This is a genomic window from Pandoraea capi (assembly GCF_902459735.1).
GTDB lineage: Bacteria > Pseudomonadota > Gammaproteobacteria > Burkholderiales > Burkholderiaceae > Pandoraea > Pandoraea capi.
Map to the genome: position 1 here is coordinate 53,281 of NZ_CABPRV010000017.1, position 15,130 is coordinate 68,410.

14 protein-coding genes are annotated in these 15,130 nt (G+C 64.9%); 7 read left to right on the forward strand and 7 right to left on the reverse strand.

Going from position 1 to position 15,130, the window contains the following annotated elements; translation table 11 throughout:
- Positions 1-131: 131 nt before the first annotated feature.
- The 4 genes from PCA20602_RS24815 to PCA20602_RS24830 form a co-directional block, all read right to left on the reverse strand.
- Positions 132-887, reverse strand: coding sequence for a class II aldolase/adducin family protein (locus tag PCA20602_RS24815; protein ID WP_150723462.1), 756 nt, complete (start codon positions 885-887; stop codon positions 132-134).
- A gap of 33 nt (positions 888-920) precedes the next feature.
- Complete coding sequence (locus PCA20602_RS24820; protein ID WP_150723463.1) at positions 921-1,784, reverse strand: VOC family protein; 864 nt, start codon at positions 1,782-1,784, stop codon at positions 921-923.
- Positions 1,785-2,030: 246 nt separating this feature from the next.
- Positions 2,031-2,951, reverse strand: a complete 921-nt coding sequence (locus PCA20602_RS24825) for a LysR family transcriptional regulator (protein ID WP_150723464.1) — start codon at positions 2,949-2,951, stop codon at positions 2,031-2,033.
- Positions 2,952-3,057: 106 nt separating this feature from the next.
- Positions 3,058-3,945, reverse strand: a complete 888-nt coding sequence (locus PCA20602_RS24830) for a LysR substrate-binding domain-containing protein (protein ID WP_150723465.1) — start codon at positions 3,943-3,945, stop codon at positions 3,058-3,060.
- Positions 3,946-4,114: 169 nt separating this feature from the next.
- On the opposite strand from PCA20602_RS24830, the gene yfcF reads away from it, so the two are divergent.
- Positions 4,115-4,783 carry a glutathione transferase gene (gene yfcF, locus PCA20602_RS24835; RefSeq protein WP_150723466.1) on the forward strand — a complete coding sequence of 223 codons (669 nt, stop codon included), beginning with the start codon at positions 4,115-4,117 and terminating at the stop codon, positions 4,781-4,783.
- A 23-nt stretch (positions 4,784-4,806) separates the two neighbouring features.
- Here yfcF and PCA20602_RS24840 read toward each other — a convergent pair whose 3' ends face one another.
- Positions 4,807-5,178: a hypothetical protein gene (locus PCA20602_RS24840; RefSeq protein ID WP_150723467.1), complete on the reverse strand. Its 372-nt coding sequence runs from the start codon at positions 5,176-5,178 to the stop codon at positions 4,807-4,809.
- 449 nt (positions 5,179-5,627) lie between these two features.
- Here PCA20602_RS24840 and PCA20602_RS24845 point away from each other — a divergent pair, with 449 nt between their 5' ends.
- Together PCA20602_RS24845 and PCA20602_RS24850 are read left to right on the forward strand one after the other, a co-directional pair.
- A complete protein-coding gene (locus tag PCA20602_RS24845) occupies positions 5,628-6,725 on the forward strand; it encodes a branched-chain amino acid aminotransferase (protein ID WP_150723468.1) in 1,098 nt (365 codons plus the stop codon).
- A 148-nt stretch (positions 6,726-6,873) separates the two neighbouring features.
- Positions 6,874-7,521: a YitT family protein gene (locus tag PCA20602_RS24850; RefSeq protein ID WP_150723469.1), complete on the forward strand. Its 648-nt coding sequence runs from the start codon at positions 6,874-6,876 to the stop codon at positions 7,519-7,521.
- Here the strand turns inward: PCA20602_RS24850 and PCA20602_RS24855 are convergent.
- Positions 7,506-8,429 (reverse strand): LysR family transcriptional regulator, encoded by a 924-nt coding sequence (locus PCA20602_RS24855; protein WP_069340246.1) that lies wholly within the window; start codon positions 8,427-8,429, stop codon positions 7,506-7,508. The genes PCA20602_RS24850 and PCA20602_RS24855 overlap by 16 nt on opposite strands.
- Positions 8,430-8,605: 176 nt before the next feature.
- Here PCA20602_RS24855 and PCA20602_RS24860 point away from each other — a divergent pair, with 176 nt between their 5' ends.
- The 3 genes from PCA20602_RS24860 to PCA20602_RS24870 all read left to right on the forward strand — a co-directional run bounded on the left by PCA20602_RS24860 (position 8,606) and on the right by PCA20602_RS24870 (position 12,536).
- Positions 8,606-9,631, forward strand: coding sequence for a DUF1338 domain-containing protein (locus PCA20602_RS24860; RefSeq protein ID WP_150723470.1), 1,026 nt, complete (start codon positions 8,606-8,608; stop codon positions 9,629-9,631).
- 29 nt (positions 9,632-9,660) lie between these two features.
- On the forward strand, positions 9,661-11,160 hold the full coding sequence (amaB, locus tag PCA20602_RS24865) for an L-piperidine-6-carboxylate dehydrogenase (RefSeq protein WP_150723471.1): 1,500 nt from the start codon (positions 9,661-9,663) through the stop codon (positions 11,158-11,160).
- A 179-nt stretch (positions 11,161-11,339) separates the two neighbouring features.
- A complete protein-coding gene (locus PCA20602_RS24870; RefSeq protein ID WP_150723472.1) occupies positions 11,340-12,536 on the forward strand; it encodes an aminotransferase-like domain-containing protein in 1,197 nt (398 codons plus the stop codon).
- A 123-nt stretch (positions 12,537-12,659) separates the two neighbouring features.
- Here PCA20602_RS24870 and PCA20602_RS24875 read toward each other — a convergent pair whose 3' ends face one another.
- Positions 12,660-14,114, reverse strand: a complete 1,455-nt coding sequence (locus PCA20602_RS24875; protein ID WP_150723473.1) for a 2-hydroxymuconic semialdehyde dehydrogenase — start codon at positions 14,112-14,114, stop codon at positions 12,660-12,662.
- A gap of 275 nt (positions 14,115-14,389) precedes the next feature.
- Here PCA20602_RS24875 and PCA20602_RS24880 point away from each other — a divergent pair, with 275 nt between their 5' ends.
- The gene (locus PCA20602_RS24880; RefSeq protein WP_150723474.1) at positions 14,390-15,127 is read left to right on the forward strand and encodes a GntR family transcriptional regulator; all 738 of its coding nucleotides are present in this window, start codon (positions 14,390-14,392) and stop codon (positions 15,125-15,127) included.
- Positions 15,128-15,130: the final 3 nt, after the last annotated feature.

A 15,130-nucleotide genomic window follows, 5' to 3' on the forward strand; every position in this document is an offset into this window, starting at 1 on the left:
CAGGCTGAGCGGCGGGTGTGGCGTCTGTTTTTGTCTGTGACGCTCTTTGTCGTGCTACGTCGTGCGATGTGGCGCAATGCCTTTCCATCGCGCGTCGCAATGTCACCCGCCGCCGGTTGGGGGCGATTACGTCAAGAACCTGGTTGTGATGCGACGGCGGCGGGCAGCTCCGGATCGCCCGCCGACAGGTACTCCCACATGCGCTCGATGATGCGTCCCGAGCGCGTGGCGCGTGCCTGGCATTCGTCACCGCTCAGTACGGCAGCGGGCAGCGTCGCTTCGAGGGCGAGCACGTCGAGGTCGACGCGCGCGGCGTCTTCGAGGTACCACGTGAGGGCTACCATCGCTTCGAGCGTGTCGGCGGCGACCACCGCACCGTTGCCGCGCATGACGACGGCCGCGTTCGTGCCCATCGTGTCGATGACCGCAGCGGCCTGTTCGTCGGAGCGAATCAGTTGAGGGTCGTCCCACAACGGCACGCCCGGTGCGAAGTACGTGCCCGGCCCGTGCAGCGCGCGCGGTGTGCGACGCAGGGTCGAGAGCGACATCGTCTTCGGCGGCATGGTGCGGGCGACAGCGCCGATCTCCGGACGCGAGCGATAGATGTGTTGATGCAGACGCACCTCGCCGAGCACGCCGTCGGGCAGCGGGCCGTCGATAGGCACGACGGTCCCCGTCTCACCTACGCCGAGCAGCCCCATCGGCCGCGCCGCGCAGACGACGAAGCGATCGGCGTCCAGACGCGCGCTGCAATGACCGTAGGCATGCGCGAGTCCGGCACGCGCCAGCGTGCGTGCGGCCACGCGCACTGCGCGGTCGAGCGCACTGAGCGCACTGACAGGATCAGCGCCGGGCGCGACGGCGGCGTCGAATGTTGCTTGTTTCATGGGGACACTCTCGGGGGAATGGCGAGCGCAGCGTCAGCTGGAAAACTCGGGAATCTCGGGCTTCGCGCCCCACATGCAGAACCCGGTCGGATCGAACGGGAACTGACGCGGGACATACGTCGCTTCGTCTTCCGGGGCGATCTTGCGCACGCCCGTGGAGTACTCGTAGACCATGCCGTCCGGCCCGGCGAAGTACAGGAACATCGCGTGCGACGTGGGGTGACGTCCCGGACCAAAGCGAATCTGCACGCCCTGCTCGCGCAGGAAGTACCACGAGCGCATCAGGTCGTCGATGCCGTTCACCTGGAAATTCACGTGCTGAATACCCGCACGGCTGGCCGGGAACAGCGCGATCTTGTGATGGACGTCGTCGATGCGCAGCAACGGCGCATCGCCGATACGGTCCGACACGCGGGCATTACACACGCTCGTCCAGAAGGCTTCGTCGCGACGGGCATCCGTCGTGCACAGCCCCACGTGGCTGAACGACTCGATGCCCGCATCGCGCTCGCCGTGATAGCGACGGCCGGTCTGTGACGCGCGCAGCACCAGTTCGATCTGATTGCCGGTCGGGTCACGGAACGTCAGGAAGTCGGCCACGCGGCGCATGTCGGCTTCGTCACGCGTGCCCCGGCGAAACTCGATACGCATGGCGTCGAGCTGTGCGGCGGCGGCGTCGAAATGCGCGTCGCTGGCAACGTCGAACGCCACCGTGTGGTCGGCGGGGTCGCCCTCGAAGTAGCACACCGAATGATCGCGGCTGTCGCTGCGAAGGAATACGTAACCGGCCTCGCGACGCACTTCCTGCAACCCGAGAATGGTGCGCGCATAACGGGTCGCACCTTCCAGGTCACGAGTGCCCAGCCGCACGTAACGAATGTCGTGCAGATTGATCACCGCTTGTCTCCTGCGGATATTGTTCGTGTCACGGACAGGCGTCCAATGACTTCAGTGTCGTGAGAGATACGATAAGGACCGGCGTCTCATGACGCCAACAAATTGCGTAAATGCGCGGTATTTACGTCGTGAATTGGGGGTGCAGCATCGGGACGTGCGAGGCCGCCCCCGCAGCAGCGAGGCAGTGTTGACGTTCGGGGAAACGCGCAGCGAGCGAGGCGCTGCCCGATGAAGCCGGTGCGTGCGTCAGTCCTCGCCGTGGAACAGGCGGAAGATCGTGCTGCGCAGCCAGCGATGGCCCGCGTCGGTATGAAAGCGTTCGTGCCAGAGTTGGGAGATGTCGAACTCGGGACTGTCGAACGGCAGCGCGTAGGTTTGCAGATCGGCGGCGCCTTTGAGCGCGCGACCCAGCCGCGTCGGCACGCACACGACCAGATCGCTGGCCGCGATGAGCGCGGAGAGCCCCATCGAATGCGCCATGCGCAGCGCCACGTGACGCTGATGCCCTGAGCGCGCAAACCACTGCTCCACGGCCGTCTCGAAAACATCGTGATGTCCGGCGGTCGGCCGATACACCGCATGTGCCGCGTTCAGGAAGTTCTCGACCGTCAGTGCGCCGCGGATCGACGGATGTCCGCCGCGTACGAGCGCGACGTAGTGCTCGCGAAAGAGACGTTGCTGATGAAAGCCCGACGAGAAGCGCGTGAACAACCCGAGTGTGAGGTCGATGTCGCCCATCGCCATGGCGTTCTGGGCTTCACGCGGAGTAGTGTCGACCGTGACGATGCGCACGCCGGGCGCTTCGACGGCGAGCGTCGCCATGAGCTTCGGAATGAAGATCAACTGGCCGATGTCGCTGAGGTAGAGCCGGAATGTGCGCTGCGCTTTGGCAGGGACGAAATCCTGCGGCGCTTCGACGGCGCCGCGAATCAGCCCCAGCCCCTCGGTGACCGGCGGCGCCAGCGAAGCGGCGAGGTCCGTGGGCAGCATGCCCTGCGGTGTCTTGACGAACAGCGGATCGCCGAAGGCCAGACGCAGACGCTTGAGCGCATTGCTCACCGCCGACTGCGTGAGGTTCAGTTCCTCGGCCGTGACTGTCGTGCTGCGCGTGCGCAGCAGCGACTCGAACACGAGCAACAGATTCAGATCGAGCGAGCGTAAGTTCATCCCCAGCCGTGCAGTTCTGCCAAAAGCGTCCCGCATTTTAGGCAACGACCTGCGGCGCGCGCAGTGCGGGAAACCCCGCCCATGCGCTGCGGCGCGTTCATGGTATTTACGTGCGCGCGGCCGCGTGCAGACGCGCGATCACTTCCAGCACCTCCGGCCGCTTCTCGCGCTTGGCCGTCACGACGTGGTACTGCAACGGGCATGCGACTTCGAAGTCCGACAGTCGCACGAGGCGACTACGTTCGATCCAGTCATGCGCGAGCGGCGCCCGTGCCAGCGCAATGCCCAGCCCCGCCTCGGCGGCAGCGAGCACGACCGTGTAATCCTCGAAGCGCCGGTCTCGCGCGCGCGGGCGCAGCGACACACCCTGCGCACCGCACCACGCGCGCCAGCCCGTCAGGTCGGAGTCGTGCAGCAGCGGCATCGCCAGCATCTCCGACGCGCTCACGCCCTTGAGCCGTTGTGCGACTTCGGGCGACGCCACCGGGTACAGCGTCTCGCCTAGCAACGGCTCCGAATCGACGCTCGCCCAGCCGCCCCGGCCGTATCGCAGGGCGATGTCGACCTCACCGGCGCTGACATCGGCGTTGCGATGCTCGGTGGTGACCTGAATGTCGATGAACGGCTGTCCCGCCTGGAGCGATTGCAGGCGTTCGAGCAGCCATAGTTTGGCGAACGACGGCACCACGCTCAGCCGCACCGCAGGCGCTTTTCGTGCCTGATGCCACTGATCGGCGGCCGCGTCGATCACGTCGAAGGCATACTCGATGCGCCCGAGAAAACGCTGACCGTCGCATGTGAGGCTGACACCTCGCCCATGTCGGTCGAAAAGCGCACAACCGAGCCAGTTCTCGACCGCGCCGACGCGTCGGCTGATCGCGCCGTGCGTGAGTCCGCTGGCCTCGGCAGCCGCCGTGAACGAGCCATGGTGCGCCACGAGACACACGGTCTCGAGATTTGCCAGCGGTGGGCGGGAGCGGTGTTCGGAAGTCATGGAGGACGAGAAAAATAGGGGCAGATGACGGGACGCCGGACCTGCGCGAGGTGTGAACACAGATCACAGCTCGCCATCGATTTGTGCAGTAGCTTAGCACCACGCGCGTACGGCAACATAGGCATCTGCGGGTGATTTCGCACCCGCATTTTCCCTACAGGAGTCCACCGTGTCAGCCGCCCCCGCACCGTTCACGCTCTACGTCGACGCACAGTTCACCAGCCCTTACGCACTGTCGGTTTTCGTCACGCTGCGCGAGAAAGGAATTCCGTTCGATCTGCGCACCGTCGATCTCGATCAGGGCGCACATCACGAGAGCGGCTTTGCCGGGATGTCGATCACGCGCCGCGTGCCTACGCTCGTGCACGGCGACTTCATGCTGTCCGAATCGTCGGCCATCGACGAATACCTGGAAACGATTGCGCCGGACGTGCCGGTGTACCCCACGGACGTGCGCGAGCGTGCGCGTGCGCGTCAGGTGCAGGCCTGGGTGCGAAGCGATCTGGGCATCTTGCGTGAAGAACGTTCGACGCAGGTGATCTTCTATGGCCCGAGCGATCAGCCGTTGAGCGATGCCGGTTATGCCGCGGCGAGCAAGCTGATCGCCATCGCCCAGAGTCTGTTGCCGGACGGCCGCATGTCGCTGTTCGACAAGTGGTGCATCGCCGACATCGATCTGGCCATCATGCTCAACCGTCTCGTGTACAACGACGATGTCGTGCCGCCGGCGCTCGCCGAATATGCCCGCCGTCAGTTCCTGCACCCGGCGGTGAAGGAGTGGGCGGCGATGACGCGTCCGCCGCGCGAGTGCGATCTGGTGGACGGTCAGGCCGCCTGAGCGACAATTGGCGTTGTGGTTTCTTAAGCGGCGACCATCGCCAGTTGCTGGCGGTGGATGCGCACGTGAAGCAGTACGAGCAACCGGTGGGGGCAATCGTCGCGCACCACGACCGTAGCGACCCTGGCGGCCTTGTCCCGCCGGTTCGCCCCCTCGACTTCGGCATGACGGCTGGCAAGCGCGGCCTCATAGGCCGCCGATGCCACGGAGCGCGCAGCCAGCATCAACAGCAGCAGTGAACCGGCCATCGCGATCCGGAAGTCACCGGACGTAAAGATGCGCTCCGGCACATCGAACACGAGCATGGCAATCACGACGCAGGCGTCGATGCACACCGCACCCAGCGAAGCCACAAGCAGATAGGCGCGCAACATCCGAATCGTTGTCGACTTCATCCGTCTCCTCTCCCTTTGCTGTCATCGGGCGGGAACACCTGCGGGTCGTGACGCCATCCCGGTCATCAAGACCATCGGCCGGGGCCATCTCAGCGCTGCTTGCCGTGTTCCCGTCATCATCCGCTTTCGATGGTAAATGTCGAGTGCCACGACTCTGTGACCTGAAATGTTTTTTTACACTCTCTTACGCCTGGATAATTTCCCGGGCGGGCGGGGATTCGGGCAGACGACAGACACCGCAAACCCCGTCGAATGACGCATATTTATTGCGAAAATCAGCCAAATTCCGACAATTTTCAGCGCAATTACCGCCAAAATGCCCTCGTGACGGGGGAAGCGGTGAATTCAGTCGACAGGCAGGCCCCGAAAGGAGGAAAATATCGCGATCTTGCCGTTTACGTTAACGGCACTTACGACTGAAGCCACCTCTGCCGAGACACTGAAGAAACATGAGCGCTGACAACCAATTGCGTTTTGTCGTGGAGCCGCACGCCAACCCGACCCCTGCCGACCAGATCACCGCCGCGCTGGCGAATCCGGTGTTCGGCCGTGTATTCACGGATCACATGGTCACGATCCGCTGGACCGAAGGCAAAGGCTGGCATGACGCGAAGGTCGAAGCCCGTCGTCCGTTCCAGATCGATCCGGCTTGCGCCGTGCTGCACTACGCGCAGGAAATCTTCGAAGGCATGAAGGCCTATCGCGGCGAAGACGGCAAGATTTCGCTGTTCCGTCCGCAAGCGAACGCCAGGCGTTTCCGCGAATCGGCGCAACGTATGTCGATGGCCGATCTGCCGGAAGCCGTGTTCCTCGAAGCCGTGGAAAAGCTGGTCGACATCGACCGTGCATGGATCCCGGGCTCGGAAGGCAGCAGCCTCTACATCCGCCCGTTCATGTTTGCCTCGGAAAGCTTCCTCGGCGTGCGCGCCGCGCATGAGTACATCTTCTGCGTGATCGCCTGCCCGGTCGGCCCGTACTTCAAGCCCGGCAAGTCGGCCGTCACGGTGTGGGTCTCGGACCAGTACACGCGTGCAGCGCCCGGCGGCACGGGCGCGGCCAAATGCGGCGGCAACTACGCTGCCAGCCTGATCGCGCAGACCGAAGCGAGCGCCAAGGGCTGCGATCAGGTCGTGTTCCTCGACGCGGCCCAGCACCGCTGGATCGAAGAACTCGGCGGCATGAACGTCTTCTTCGTGATGGACGACGGCTCGCTCCAGACGCCGCCGCTCTCGGGCACCATCCTGCCGGGCATCACGCGCGCTTCAATCATCGAACTGGCTCGCCGCGAAGGCCTCACGGTCAACGAAACGCCGTATGAGTTCTCGCAGTGGCAAGCCGATGCGGCCAGCGGCCGTGTGAAGGAAACGTTTGCGTGCGGCACCGCCGCAGTCGTCACGGCCATTGGTCAGGTGCGTCATGCCAACGGCGAATTCAACATCGCCGACGGCGGCGAAGGCCCGGTCACCAAGCGTATCCGCGATCAGCTCACGGGCATTCAGCGTGGCAAGGTGGCCGATCCGTTCCAGTGGGTCCATCACGTCGCGTAATTTTGGCGTGATAGGTTTCAGTACGGACATTCATTACAAGCTGTGAAGCTGCGCGTCGCCCGAGACAGCGACGCGGGAAATCGCCGGCGGCGCGTGACGACACCAGGAGAGTCGTTCGCGCCGTCTTGTTGTTCCTGACTTACAGATCATGAAACACGACTCGGGCACCGTATCCGGTGCCATCGCGACAGCCGACACAATCGGTGTGCCGCACTCCGTGCTCGAAGACATCTATGCGATGGTCATCGGCATGGCATTCGTGGTGGTCGGTCTGGTGCTGCTCAAGGCTGCCGGGTTGGTCACCGGCGGTGTGGCAGGCATCGCGCTGCTCGCCTCTTACGTCTTTCCGCTACCGGTAGGCACCATCTTCACGCTGGTGAACATACCGTTCTTCCTGTTCGCGTATTTCACGATGGGCGCGCGCTTCGCGCTGAAATCGGCGATCGCGAGCTTCGGCATCACCTTCGCACTCGCGGCCATGCCGCAGACGGTCGACATCGCCTTCATCAACCCGCTGTTCGCGGCGTTCGTGGGCGGCACGCTATGCGGCATGGGCATTCTGGCGCTGGCGCGTCATGGCGCAGGCGTGGGCGGCACCGGCATCGTCACGCTGTGGCTGCAACGCCAGCGGGGCATCAACGCCGGCATCACGCAGGTGTGCATCGACACGACGATTCTGCTCGTGTCGCTCACCACGATTCCGGCGGGACGCGTCGGCTGGTCCGCCGTGTCGGCCGTCGCCATGAGCGCGATGGTCGTAGCGTGGCACAAGCCAGGACGTTACACGGGACGGTAGTCCGGCCGGTAAGTCGGTCGATAGGCCTTCGCCTGATCGAGCAGCCACTCGCGGAACACGCTGAGTGGCTGCCCGTGGGTCAGCTCCGTCGGGTAGACGAGGTAATAGGCCGATTCCGCCACGCTTTTCACATCGAACGGGATCGTGAGCCCGAGCGTGGCCAGTTGGCCTTCGACGAAAAACTTCGGCACCAGCGCAATGCCCAGCCCCGCCGCCGCGCCGGCGATCAGCATGGTGTGAAGCTCGTAGCGTACGCCCTGCAACGCCCGGTGGTCCTCGATGCGCTGCTCGGCGAACCATTGCGTCCAGGCGCTCGGCCGCGTCGTCGAGTGCAGCAACGGATACGTCAGCAAATCGGCCGCCGTGCGCACCGGTCCCTTCAATATCGACGGACGGCACACCGGCACCACTTCCTCCCCGAACAGATAGTCCGACGACGTGCCCGGCCACGTGGGCTGACCGAAGTGGATCGCCGCCTCGAAGTGTGTCTCGTCAAACGTGAAGAGATCGGTGTGCACGCCCATATTCACGCGCACGTCCGGATGCCGGTCGTCGAAGTCCTTCATTCGGGGAATCAACCACTCCGACGCGAACGTCGGCAGCACCGCCAGCTCCAGATAACCGCCCCCGCTGCCGTGTGCCATGATGGCGAGCGTGTCGCGATCCAGTTGCTCCAGCGTACGACGCACCTGCGTGCCGTACAGACGCCCCGCGCGCGTGAGCACCACGCGCTGCTTGGCCCGTACGAACAGACGCACGCCCAGTTGCGTCTCCAACGTGGCGATCTGGCGCGACACCGCGCTTTCCGTGAGGAACAGCTCGCGGGCCGCGTGCGTGAAGCTTTCGTGCCGGGCGGCGGCTTCGAAGGCGAGCAGCGCCGCCGTGCCGGGGGTCTTGAACTTGCGCATGTTGATTCCAAAAACGCATCAAGTGGCAATTTTATCTCGCTTTACGCGCGACGCATCCGTTCCAATAATGCAGTCACTGCAAGATGGCGGGGAGCGATAGCGCTCCGTGCCATGCCTTGACACCCTGACCCACTGAGACGCCGCTCCCCATGGCGTCCACCCTGCGAGACACACCGATGCGCAATGCCAATGTGGAGTCGTTGCTGGTTTCCCTGATCGGGAAAGCACGCACCGACGCGCTGTTCGCCACGCTCAATTCCCCGTCGATCCTGGCCGACTTCGAGTTCGGCAGCGTCACCCGCGCCGAACTGGCGCAGGCGATGAACATGGCCCTGTTCGAAGGGCTGCTGGAGCGCTCGGCGAACGGCCGGACTTACACCGAAGAAGCCATCGCTGCCGGTGGTGGCGTGTACTTCGATCACGGCGCGCTGCGCACCGTGCGTTGGGACCAGAACGGCGCCCTGCCCCCGGGCGAATCGGCGTTCACGCGCATTCTGCGTCCGCTCGGTTTCAAGCTCAACGGCCGTTATCCGCTCGATCGCCTCGGCATGACGGGCCGCGCCTATGCCCATGAAGACTGCCCGGACGAAATCTCGCAATTCTTCGTGAGCGAGCTGCATCCGGAGCGTTTCTCGGAGACGTTCCAGCAAGCGGTATCGCGCGTGGTCGGCACGTCGACGGACCCGCTCACGCCGGCCGCCGTCGGTCAACTGTGGGAACTGGAGCGCGACGGTACGCTGCCGCTGGAGACCGCACAGGCCTTGCTGCCGGTGATCGTGGGCGCGTTTGCGCGTCAGCACGAGGTGCCGAGCGAGGCCGATTACGAACTGCTGCTGGCGGAATCTGCCGAAATGGCCTGGATTTCCACCGAAGGCAACGCCTTCAACCATGCGACCGATCGTGTGGAAGACGTCTTCGCCCTCTCGGACGCCGAGAAGGCCAAGGGCCGCCCGATGAAGCCCGAAGTCGAGCGCTCGCGCTCGGGTCGCGTGTTTCAGACGGCCTATCGCGCCGACACCGTGCGTCGCGAATTCCGCGCCGCGAACGGTGAGCTCGTCACGCGCGAAGTCCCGGGTTCGTTCTACGAATTCATCACGCGTCATCGCGAGTACGACAATGCCAGGCGCTGCTGGAAGCTCGATCTGCGTTTCGACGCAGGCAACGCGCAGGGCATTTTCAAGATGACGGCCAACGCCAAGTAACCAACACCGAATTCCATAAGGGTATCCACGTGAACGCGACTTCCATCCTCAACGAACTGGGCATTGCCAAACTGGCCGAGACCGGCGACATCGCCGTGCATTCGCCGATCAACGGCGAACTCATCGGCCGCGTGGCCAGCGCTTCGGTCGCCGACGCTCAAGCCGCACTCGCCCGCGCGCAGACCGCCTTCACCGCATGGCGCAACGTGCCGGCCCCGCGTCGCGGCGAGCTGGTTCGCCTGCTCGGCGAAAAGCTGCGCGAGCGCAAGCAGGCACTCGGCGCTCTGGTCACGCTCGAAGCCGGCAAGATCCTGCAAGAGGGTCTGGGTGAAGTGCAGGAAATGATCGACATCTGCGACTTCGCCGTCGGCCTGTCGCGTCAGTTGTACGGTCTGACGATCGCCTCGGAGCGTCCGGGCCACCGCATGGCCGAGACGTGGCACCCGATGGGCGTTTGCACCGTCATCTCCGCCTTCAACTTCCCGGTCGCCGTGTGGTCGTGGAACGCTGCGCTGGCACTCGTGTGCGGCAACGCCGTGGTGTGGAAGCCGTCGGAAAAGACGCCGCTGACCGCACTCGCCGTGAACAAGCTGATGGAAGACGTTATCGCCGAATTCGGCGACGCCCCGGAAGGCCTGACGGCGCTGGTGATCGGCGGTCGCGACGTGGGTGAAGCGCTCGTCGCCGACCCGCGCTCGGCCATCGTGAGCGCCACGGGCAGCACGGAAATGGGCCGCAAGGTCGGCGTGGAAGTCGCGCGCCGCTTCGGTCGCTCGATCCTCGAACTCGGTGGCAACAACGCCGGTATCGTGACCGAAAGCGCCAACCCGGAACTCGCCCTGCGCGGCATTCTATTCTCGGCCGTGGGCACCGCCGGTCAGCGCTGCACCACGCTGCGCCGCCTGTTCGTGCACGAGAGCGTGTACGACAAGACCGTCGAGCGTCTGAAGACGCTGTACGGCAAGGTCGCCATCGGTAACCCGCTGGAACGCGGCACGCTCATGGGTCCGCTGATCGACGAAGGCGCCTTCAAGCGCATGCAAAGCGCGCTTGAGCAAGCGCGTGCGCAAGGCGGCAAGGTCACGGGCGGCGAGCGCTACACCGTGGCGGGCAACGAAGGCGGCTTCTACGTGACGCCCGCCATCGTCGAAATGCCGTCGCAAACGGAAGTCGTGCTGACGGAAACGTTCGCGCCGATTCTCTACGTGCTCAAGTACAGCGATTTCGCACAGGCGATCGACGCCAACAATGCGTCGTCGCACGGTCTGTCGTCGTGTGTGTTCACGAACGACCTGCGCGAAGCCGAGCGCTTCACCTCGTCGGCCGGTAGCGACTGCGGTATCGCCAACGTCAACATCGGCCCGAGCGGCGCGGAAATCGGCGGCGCGTTCGGCGGCGAGAAGGAAACCGGCGGTGGCCGCGAGTCGGGCTCCGACGCGTGGAAGGGCTACATGCGCCGCGCGACCAACACCGTGAACTACTCTTCCGCCCTGCCGCTCGCGCAAGGCATCGACTTCTCGATCGAGTAAGTCGCGCTGGCAGCGCTCCGGCGTCGGACATGGCGGTCCCTGCGATCTTCGCGGTAACCGACCCTGCACGACGCCCGGCATCTGCCACCGATTCTGCCCGTGCCGGACGTGTTCAAGCGTCCGGCGCCACCGCTTCCCCGACCGCACTCTCACGTCACGCTTTGAATAGCGAGGCTCTCATGTACGCATTCACTTCTCCATTCGCCAACCCGGTCGGCTCGCCGATTCGCGAACTGTTCAAATATCTGGCCGAGCCCGGCATGATCTCGTTTGCGGGCGGCTACCCGGCGAGCGATCTGTTCGATGTCGACGGTCTCGCGGCCGCGCAGGCGCGCGCCTTCGCATTGCCGACGCGCTGCCTGCAATACGGCCCGACCGATGGCCTCGCTGAGCTCAAGGCACAGCTCATCGCCCTGATGGCGCAACGCGGCTCGCCATGCGCCTCGGAAGAACTGCTGGTGACGACGGGCTCACAGCAGGGACTCGACCTGTTGCTGCGCGTGATGGTCGCGCCGGGCGATGTCGTGGTGACAGAGCAACCCGCCTATCCCGCGACGTTGCAGGCCTTGCGTCTGCAACAGGCGAAGCTCGTCACGGTGCCCGTCGATGCGCACGGCCTGGACGTCGATCACCTGAGCGCGCTGCTGCGCGAAGGCAAGATCGCGGTGCCCAAGCTGCTGTACACCGTGCCGACGTTCGCCAATCCGACGGGCGCAACGCTCTCGCGCGAGCGCCGCATTGCGCTGCTCAGGCTCGCCGTCGAATATCGCTTCGTGATCGTCGAGGACGATCCGTACGGCGATCTGCGTTTCGCAGGCGAAGCGGTGCCGACGATGCTCGGCCTGACGGCCGAAGTGCCGGGCTCGCGCGACTGGGTGGTGCACTTCTCGAGCCTGTCGAAGATCGTGGCGCCGGGGCTGCGCGTGGGCTGGACGGTCGCGCCGCCGGAGATTGCGCGTCGCTGTGTCGTCGCCAAGCAGACGGTCGATCTGTGCAGCGTGCCGTGGACGCAGGCCGTTGCCGCCGAGTATCTCGCCGAGGGGTCGCTCACGCGCCATTTGCCGAAGATCACCGAGGCTTACCGTCTCAAGTGCGAAGCGATGTGCGGCACACTCAGCGACAAGCTGGGCGACGCGATTCAATTCCATGCGCCGCAGGGCGGCATGTTCGTGTGGGCGCGTCTGGCTGCCGTCAAGACCAGCGAGTTGCTGCCGAATGCGATCGCCGAGAAGGTGCTGTTCGTGCCGGGCACGGCGTTCTTCGCCGAGCATGCGGACGAAGCGTCGCTGCGCCTGTCGTTCGCGGCGCCTGCCGTGACCGCGATCGAGGAAGGCGTGGCGCGTCTGGCGCGTGCGATGGAAGCCACGGGCAAATAAGACTGCCGCCATGACAACAGGGCCTCGACCACCGTCGCTTTGCGCGACGACTGGCGAGGCCCTTATGGTTTGTGCCGACGGCGCGCACTGGCGCTCACCGGCGTCCGGCGACGCCGACAGCGCTTACAACTTCACGCAGACGTTGCGCAGTTCGGTGTAGAACTCCAGCGAATGCACGCCGCCTTCGCGGCCGATGCCCGATTGCTTTGCACCGCCGAACGCGGTGCGCAGATCACGCAGGAACCACGCGTTGATCCAGCACACGCCCACTTCGAGCGCCGCCCCCATGCGATGCGCGCGACTGACGTCCGACGTCCACACGGTGGCCGCCAGACCGTACGGCGTAGCGTTCGCCATCGCGATCACTTCGTCTTCCGTATCGAACGGCGCGATGTGGCAGCACGGCCCGAAGATTTCCTCCTGAATGACAGACGCTGTCTCCGGCAGTCCCGTCCAGATCGTGGGCTGCACCCAGGCGCCGTCCTTCATCGAGGCGGGCATGTCGGGCACACCGCCACCGGTCACGACCGTCGCGCCTTCGGCACGTGCCTTTTCGTAATACGACAGCACCTTCTCGCGATGCACTTGCGAGACGAGCGGCCCGAAGTTCGTACCTTCGGCATACGGATCGCCCAGCTTCAGCGCTTCGGCGCGTGTCTTGAGCGCCTCGACGAAGCGATCGAAGATCGGACGCTGCACGTACACGCGCTCCGTCCCGAGGCAGACCTGACCGCTGTTGTCGAACGCCGAGCGCGTGATGCCGGCCACGGCCTTGTCGAAATCGGCGTCGGCGAACACGATCCCCGGGTTCTTGCCGCCCAGCTCGAACGACACCGGGCGAACGCCGTTGGCCGCCGCCTTCATGATGGCTTCGCCGGTGCGCGTCTCGCCGGTGAAGGTAATGCCGTTCACGCCCGGATGCTCGGTGAGGAACGCGCCCGCCGACTCAGGACCGAAGCCGTGCACCACGTTGTACACCCCTGCCGGCACACCGACTTCGTTCATGACTTCGCCCAGCAGCGTCGCTGTGGCCGGGGTCTCTTCCGACGGCTTCACGACAACCGTGTTGCCGAACGCCAGCGCCGGACCGACCTTCCACGTCATGAGCAACAGCGGCAGATTCCACGGACAGACGACCGCGATCACGCCGCGCGGCGTGCGCACACCGTAGTTCAGCGCGTTGCCGCCATCGGGCGTCGTCATCGCGAACGACTCCGTCGGCACGTTCTTGATCATGTCCGCGAACACCTTGAAGTTCGCGGCGCCGCGCGGGATGTCCAGATGACTCGCCAGGCTGTGCGGCTTGCCCGTATCTGCGATTTCGGCCGCGAGGAAGTCGTCGAAGCGACGGTTGATGCCGTCGGCCACGGCGTGCAGCAGCTCGACGCGCTGGGCGACCGTCATCTTGCCCCACGGGCCGTGCAGCGCGGCGCGGGCGGCACGCACGGCGGCGTCGACTTCGGCGCGGCCGGCTTCGTGCACGTGACCGATCAGGCTGTTGTCCACCGGATTGCGGTTCTCGAAGGTGCGGGCGCTGGAAACCCACTCACCGTTGATGAAGTTCTGGAAATCCTTCATGTCTCACTCTCGTTCTGTCTGGATGGCTGCGGGACGACATCGCACGCCCCCGCAACAGAGGGGCGACGTCGGCATGAAGCACACGATAAAGCCGGCGACCGATGATCGTCAACATTTTCTCGAGAATTTTTATTTATCTCGATTATTTGTGGATTTTGCGAAAATTTGACGGAAGCTGCCTATAATCCCAAACTCGATCCCAAACTCGATCGCGAAACCCGATCCAAGACTCGATCCCGAAACCCGATCGTCCCCGCCACCTCACCGTCCGCCGCATGCATAGCCCGACCCCATCCGCCGCCCCGACCGCCGACGCCACGCTGGCCCAGAGCGCTTACATGCGTCTGCGCAGCGACATCGTCGAGGGGCACCTCGCGCCGGGCGAAAAGCTGCGCGTCGAGCATCTGAAGGATCGTTACGAAGTTGGGGCGGGTACGTTGCGCGAGGCGCTCGCGTTGCTGGTCGCCGATGCGCTCGTCGTCCAGCACGGCCATCGCGGCTTTCGGGTGACGCCGATCTCGCTGGCCGACTTCATCGACATCACCGAGACGCGGGTGCAGCTCGAGACGCAAGCGCTACGCCAGTCCGTCGCGCTGGGGGACGACACGTGGGAAGCCGATCTGACGAGCGCGTTTCACCTGCTCACGCTCGCCGAAGAGCGGTTGGGGGATGGCAAGACCGGCGACGGCGGCCAGTTCGCCCAGTGGGAAGTGCGCAACCGGGCGTTTCATGAAGTGCTGATCCGTGCGTGTCCGTCGCGCTGGCTGCATCACTTTCTGGCGATTCTGTATCGCCAGTCGGAGCGGTATCGACGGCTGTCGATCACGCATCGTCCGGTGCCGCGCGACGTGCATGAGGAGCATCGGGCGATCTTCGACGCCTGTCTCGCACGCGACGCCGATAAAGCCGCCGCGCTGCTCGCCGCGCACATCCGCAAGACGCTCGAAGCCGTGCGCGAGCTGCCCGACGCCGTCATCAACGCCGGGACAGTGCCGCTCACGCCGGTGCGCTGAGCA

Bases quoted from the DNA above. Each gene is read 5' to 3' on its own strand.
- PCA20602_RS24870 (WP_150723472.1), top strand. From the start codon at position 11,340: ATGTACGCATTCACTTCTCCATTCGCCAACCCGGTCGGCTCGCCGATT.
- PCA20602_RS24840 (WP_150723467.1), bottom strand. From the start codon at position 5,178: ATGAAGTCGACAACGATTCGGATGTTGCGCGCCTATCTGCTTGTGGCT.
- PCA20602_RS24855 (WP_069340246.1), bottom strand. From the start codon at position 8,429: ATGCGCAAGTTCAAGACCCCCGGCACGGCGGCGCTGCTCGCCTTCGAA.
- PCA20602_RS24850 (WP_150723469.1), top strand. From the start codon at position 6,874: ATGAAACACGACTCGGGCACCGTATCCGGTGCCATCGCGACAGCCGAC.
- PCA20602_RS24880 (WP_150723474.1), top strand. From the start codon at position 14,390: ATGCATAGCCCGACCCCATCCGCCGCCCCGACCGCCGACGCCACGCTG.
- PCA20602_RS24860 (WP_150723470.1), top strand. From the start codon at position 8,606: ATGCGCAATGCCAATGTGGAGTCGTTGCTGGTTTCCCTGATCGGGAAA.
- PCA20602_RS24815 (WP_150723462.1), bottom strand. From the start codon at position 887: ATGAAACAAGCAACATTCGACGCCGCCGTCGCGCCCGGCGCTGATCCT.
- PCA20602_RS24830 (WP_150723465.1), bottom strand. From the start codon at position 3,945: ATGACTTCCGAACACCGCTCCCGCCCACCGCTGGCAAATCTCGAGACC.
- PCA20602_RS24845 (WP_150723468.1), top strand. From the start codon at position 5,628: ATGAGCGCTGACAACCAATTGCGTTTTGTCGTGGAGCCGCACGCCAAC.
- PCA20602_RS24825 (WP_150723464.1), bottom strand. From the start codon at position 2,951: ATGAACTTACGCTCGCTCGATCTGAATCTGTTGCTCGTGTTCGAGTCG.
- PCA20602_RS24875 (WP_150723473.1), bottom strand. From the start codon at position 14,114: ATGAAGGATTTCCAGAACTTCATCAACGGTGAGTGGGTTTCCAGCGCC.